Genomic DNA, 240 nt, shown 5'->3' with positions numbered 1-240 from the left:
ATAAGCACCCTGCTTAGTCATCATCCGGCTCGCGCACGACCGGCGGTTCGTCGGTTTTGTCCTCTTCCTCGTCTTCCTCTTCCTCGTCTTCCTCTTCCTCGTCTTCCTCTTCCTCGTCTTCCTCTTCGTCGTCGTCCTCTTCGTCGTCATCTGGATATCGGGCCGGCATCGTGTTGCCCATGATCGCGAGGGCACGCCGGTCGATCGCAGGAACTAGCTCGGGGAGTAGGGTCATGTTGT

General features: G+C 58.3%; 1 protein-coding gene. It reads right to left on the bottom strand.

The window, feature by feature from the left end; genetic code table 11:
• Positions 1–13: 13 nt before the first annotated feature.
• Positions 14–235, bottom strand: coding sequence for a hypothetical protein (locus XI08_RS09680; protein WP_271574247.1), 222 nt, complete (start codon positions 233–235; stop codon positions 14–16).
• Between the last annotated feature and the right edge of the window lie 5 nt (positions 236–240).

It is taken from the genome of Bradyrhizobium sp. CCBAU 11361 (assembly GCF_028128935.1).
Taxonomy (GTDB): Bacteria; Pseudomonadota; Alphaproteobacteria; order Rhizobiales; family Xanthobacteraceae; genus Bradyrhizobium; species Bradyrhizobium niftali.
The sequence above is the reverse complement of the archived record's forward strand: the minus strand, read 5'-3'. Positions and strand labels throughout refer to the sequence as shown.